At 41.2% G+C, this 4771-nt stretch carries 4 protein-coding genes; all 4 read left to right on the top strand.

Going from position 1 to position 4771, the window contains the following annotated elements; genetic code table 11:
* The coding region (locus tag HN459_06050) for a BamA/TamA family outer membrane protein (protein ID MBT3479011.1) at positions 1-1002 on the top strand (1002 nt) is incomplete at its 5' end.
* Positions 1002-3092 carry a ribonuclease R gene (rnr, locus tag HN459_06045; GenBank protein ID MBT3479010.1) on the top strand — a complete coding sequence of 697 codons (2091 nt, stop codon included), beginning with the start codon at positions 1002-1004 and terminating at the stop codon, positions 3090-3092. The genes HN459_06050 and rnr, both read left to right, overlap by 1 nt.
* Positions 3093-3099: 7 nt before the next feature.
* Positions 3100-4107 carry a DUF4837 family protein gene (locus tag HN459_06040; protein MBT3479009.1) on the top strand — a complete coding sequence of 336 codons (1008 nt, stop codon included), beginning with the start codon at positions 3100-3102 and terminating at the stop codon, positions 4105-4107.
* 85 nt (positions 4108-4192) lie between these two features.
* Positions 4193-4771, top strand: a 579-nt coding sequence (locus tag HN459_06035; GenBank protein ID MBT3479008.1) for an SDR family oxidoreductase, incomplete at its 3' end; no start/stop codon positions are given.

Below are 4771 nucleotides of genomic sequence, written 5' to 3'. Positions count from 1 at the left end.
GCTCAGTATGGCAAAAAACAAGTGGCAGCCGTGGTGGCGTTTCATCCCCAGTTCAAAAGTCAGATCGGCGGCATCATCGGGGCCAGCAAAGGTAAAGATGGAAAATGGCTCACCACTGGAGAAGTGGATCTCCATCTGGAAAATCCCAGAAAAGAAGGCACCATTATGGATCTGCAATGGCGTCAACCCAATGAACAATCTCGTTTTTTGAAATTAGGCTACGAAACACCATTCCCATTTGGTTTACCCTTCGGTACTGATATTGAATTCCAACAGGATTTTTTGGAAGATCAATATATTTTAGAAAGTACAACGGCGGTTGCTACGGGGATTGGTCCTTTGGGTCAGTGGCGAATCGGCGGAAAAAAAGAATCCAGCAAAGATTTGACAAATGAATCGAAATTTAAATCAGAATCGGTGATTCTCGGCATGCGGGGCGATCGGCGGAATAATCGATGGATGCCATCTGAAGGTCGCTTTTGGGAAGGTGAAATCGCTCTGGGGAAATTTGAAGATGAAATGGGAAAAACTACCGTGACTGAAATTAAATTCCGAATCGATAAATATCGGAAGTTGGGGCCCGGCGTACTATTATTGTCTGTGGAAGGACAGGGGGTCAATGTGACGGGAAGGGAGATTGCAATCGCTAAGAAGGTGAAATTTGGGGGTGCAAATTCAATTAGAGGTTATGGAGAAAATCAATTTAGTGCAGATTGGGTGGTCATTCATAAATTTGAATGGCTCTTCGGTGATTTAGATAAATCACAATTATTCCTGTTTATGGATAAACCAGTGTCCGGTTTTAATGATTCTAAGGACGTGGTTTACAATGATGTGCAAAAGTCGGAGCCATTATTCGGTAAGTCCTTTTCAACAATAAAGGCTGGATACGGTATGGGCTTTCGCCAACACAATGGAACTTTCACTTTGGATATTGCAATCGGATTTTCTGAGGGGTCGTCCGGAGGAAAAATTCATCTTAAATTCAGTTCGGAATTATAATGCGTAAAAAACTATTAGCCATATTTAATCAAAACCCCGGAAAGTTATTCCGGCAAAAAGAAATACTCCATAGGATGAAGGTAAAGCAGGGCGAAGTTGGTGCTGTTAAAATCCTTCTGAAAGAAATGGTAAAAAAAGGGGAGATAAATCTCATTAAAGGAAAACATTATGGGTTGCCGAGGCAACCTAACAAAATAGAGGGCGTATTGACCGTCACTCAAAAGGGCTTCGGTTTTGTTATAACCGAAGATGATTCAGAAGATATTTTCATCGGCCGACGATCCATGGCGGATGCCATTCATAAAGATCGCGTTCAGGTAAAGTTGAAAAAGAATCAAGGACCCCAAGGATTAAAAGGTCGAATTGAAAAAGTGCTGGAACGGGGATCTGATCAATTCATTGGTATAACCTATCGTTATGCTGGAAAACTGTTTATGGAAATTTCGCCTGTTAACCCTGGTCGGGGAATTCGGCTTATTAAAGCGAAAAAAGATTTGGGCGAAGGTCAAATTGTAAAAGCGAAGGTTAAGGATTGGGGTAATGCCTTTGACCCCATTATTGCTGAATTGGTGACTGTCATTGGTAAAGCGGAAGATCCATCCAATGATATGAAAATGATCCTCAATAAGTATGATTATACCCAGGAATTCCCGGGGAAGGTGAATCAAGCGGTTCATAATTTCAGTCAAAAATCTATCGAAAAAGAAGTACCTAATCGACGAGATTTGAGACAATGGAACAGTTTTACTATCGACCCGGTGGATGCAAAAGATTTTGATGATGCTATTTCGATTAAGCAAAATCGGGATGGTTATGTTTTGGGCGTCCATATTGCGGATGTGAGTCATTTCGTAACACCCAATTCACCTATCGATAGAGAGGCCATTATTCGCGCTACATCGGTCTATTTTACCGAAGGTGTGGTCCACATGCTACCCGAGGAACTATCTGCTAATCTTTGTTCGCTCAAACCCAACGTAGATCGCCTCGCTGTTTCGGCTATCATAAAAATGGACAAAAACTTTAATGTGTTAGAAACAGAAATTTTGCCCACGGTGATTAACAGTAAAGCGCGATTCACTTATCAAGATGTTCAGGATATTGTTGATGGCAAAACAAGTCATTCCGCAAAGAATGAAATCATTATGCTCAAGCGATTGGCAAAACAGCTTTTCAAAAATCGGTCTGATGCGGGGAGTATAGATTTTGATATTCCTGAACCCATTTTTGAAATGGGCGAAAAAGGCATACCCCATGAAATTCGTCCTAGCGAACGGATGGAATCCCATCGCATCGTGGAAGAATGTATGCTTTTAGCCAATCAACTGGTGGCGGCAGAAATTCCAAAATTACTACCGAAGAAATATCCATTTGTTTATCGCGTCCACCCCAAACCGGACAATCTGAAAGTGGAACGATTTATTAACCTTCTGAAATTATTGCATCTTGATATTCCAATTCCCCAAGGTGAACTGTCGCCCAATGATATTAAAAATGTTCTGAAACATGTAGAAGATTCACCATATCGATCTTTGATCGAAACGGTAGCGCTCAGAACCATGAGTAAAGCTGAGTATGGCATGACTAATGCAGGACACTTCGGATTGGCATTTGACCATTATACCCACTTTACATCACCCATTCGCCGCTATCCCGATTTGATGGTTCACCGTATGATTAAAATGGTCTGCGACCAATCATTTGAACCGAAATCGGATTGGCATGAAATGATGGAAAAAGCAGTTAACTTCTCCAATCAAGCAGAACTTCAGGCTTTATCAGCAGAACGAGAATATATCAAAATGAAGCAGTTGCGCTGGCTGGGAGAACGAATGGGCCAATCTTTTGAGGGTATCATTTCTGGTGTGGTCAATTTTGGCTTTTTTGTCGGGTTAGATTTATCCTTGGCCGAAGGGCTCGTCCATACGGAAACATTAGAAGGTGACGAATACAGTTATGACCCAGATCATTACTGCTTGAGAGGTCGAAAGTACAAAAAGGAATTCCGTTTGGGCGACAGGGTAAAAGTTAAACTTCTGGATGTGCTTTTTGATAAACAACGGGCTAATTTTGTGTTGGATAACGGATAGGCTGATAATGACTAAAAGATTAATTCTTTGTATTGTAACAATATTATTTTGGTCTAGCTGCGACCAGTTCAAACCGCGCGCAATGGGTGCCGATAATGAATTAGTGGTGGTGGCTTCGTTGGGGGATAGAGATGAAGTGCAAAAAGTGCTTACCACCATTTTTAGCGATACTTTATTTACACCACAGCCAGAGCCCTATTATCACACTGTTTGGGTCGATCCTGAAAATTTCACCGATGTAAATGATCATGTGAATGTCATCGTTGCAGCCATAGGAGATCATCCTCGGAATTTGGGTGCGAAACTGGTGAAACAAATTTTGTCCGCTTCCCAGTACAAAACGACTATGGAGGGGGACAATCAACTCATATTCGCTAAAGATGTATATGCCCGCAACCAAAATTATCTCATCATGAATGGTCCCACCACAGAAAAGATTATAGAACAGGCTAAGGATCAAGGGCCATGGCTCAAAAAACAATATGATGATTTATTCTTTAAACGCCAGAGTAAGCACTTGTTTGAGGGGTCAACATTGCAAAAAGATCTTCAGAAAGAACTTGGGGATAAATACGGTTGGACTATGAAAATCCCCTGGGGATATACAGTGATTGCCGACAGCGCCGAACAGCAGTTTTTCTGGATGGGACGTGATATTCCCTATCGTTGGCTGGCGGTGCAATGGGCCGATGGATTGACTTTTACAGACAGTGCTTCTGTTCACGAATATGTTAAAGAGATTCCACCGAAATATTTTGGTCATATTGAATATTCCGATTATTTATTTAAAATTGAACCGGCTGTGTTCAATGAGCGCGGCGCCTGGAAAATTACGGGTCTTTGGGAAAGTATTGAAGAAGCCCAAGGCGGCCCTTTTATTTCTTACCTCTTTTACGATGAAGCAACGGACAGGACATATTTTATCCATTTGATGATTTTTCACCCCGGTATGGATAAGTATATGCTTTTGAGACAAGTGGATATTGTGGCCCATTCATTCGAGATCGTGGATTAGCCACGAAGACTCAATGAAAAATCATTCATGAATAAACCATTTTTAAGACCCTCCGTGTCTTAGTGCCTTCCTGGTAAATAATAAAATGAAAAAAGTATTAATTACAGGCGCATATGGTCAATTAGGTGATGCATGCATAAAACACTTAAAGTCAAGCTTTAATATAATTCCAACCGGATGGCATGTCTTAGATGAGGGGATCCACTTGGATGTAACTAACGCCGATGCCGTGAACCAAATTCTGAAAGATACACAACCGAATGTAATCTTAAACCTCTCGGCCATGACCAATGTGGATGGATGTGAAACCAATCCGAAATTAGCAAAATCCATAAATATGGATGGGGTGAATAATTTATGTAATGGATTTGATGGGTACTTTATTCAAATTTCTACAGACTATGTTTTTGATGGTAAAAATGGGCCCTACAGTGAAACTGATGAAACCAATCCTATATCTGTTTATGGCAAAACCAAATTGGCGGCGGATGAATGGTTAACAACGCATCATGAGCAAGCAACTATCCTCAGGGCTAATGTGGTTTATAGTTATACGAAGCGTACGCAAGCCAGTTTTGTAAAATGGGTCGTGGATTCTCTCACTGATGGAAAGCAAATTAATGTGGTGAACGATCAATGGAATAATCCCACATGGACGGAATCT

The sequence above is a fragment of the Candidatus Neomarinimicrobiota bacterium genome (assembly GCA_018647265.1).
In the GTDB taxonomy this organism is placed as follows: domain Bacteria; phylum Fidelibacterota; class Marinisomatia; order Marinisomatales; family TCS55; genus TCS55.
This window is presented reverse-complemented; position numbering and strand designations above follow the sequence as displayed.

Excerpts from the sequence above, each read along its gene's own strand:
- rnr (MBT3479010.1), top strand. The coding sequence starts at position 1,002 with ATGCGTAAAAAACTATTAGCCATATTTAATCAAAACCCCGGAAAGTTA.
- HN459_06040 (MBT3479009.1), top strand. The coding sequence starts at position 3,100 with ATGACTAAAAGATTAATTCTTTGTATTGTAACAATATTATTTTGGTCT.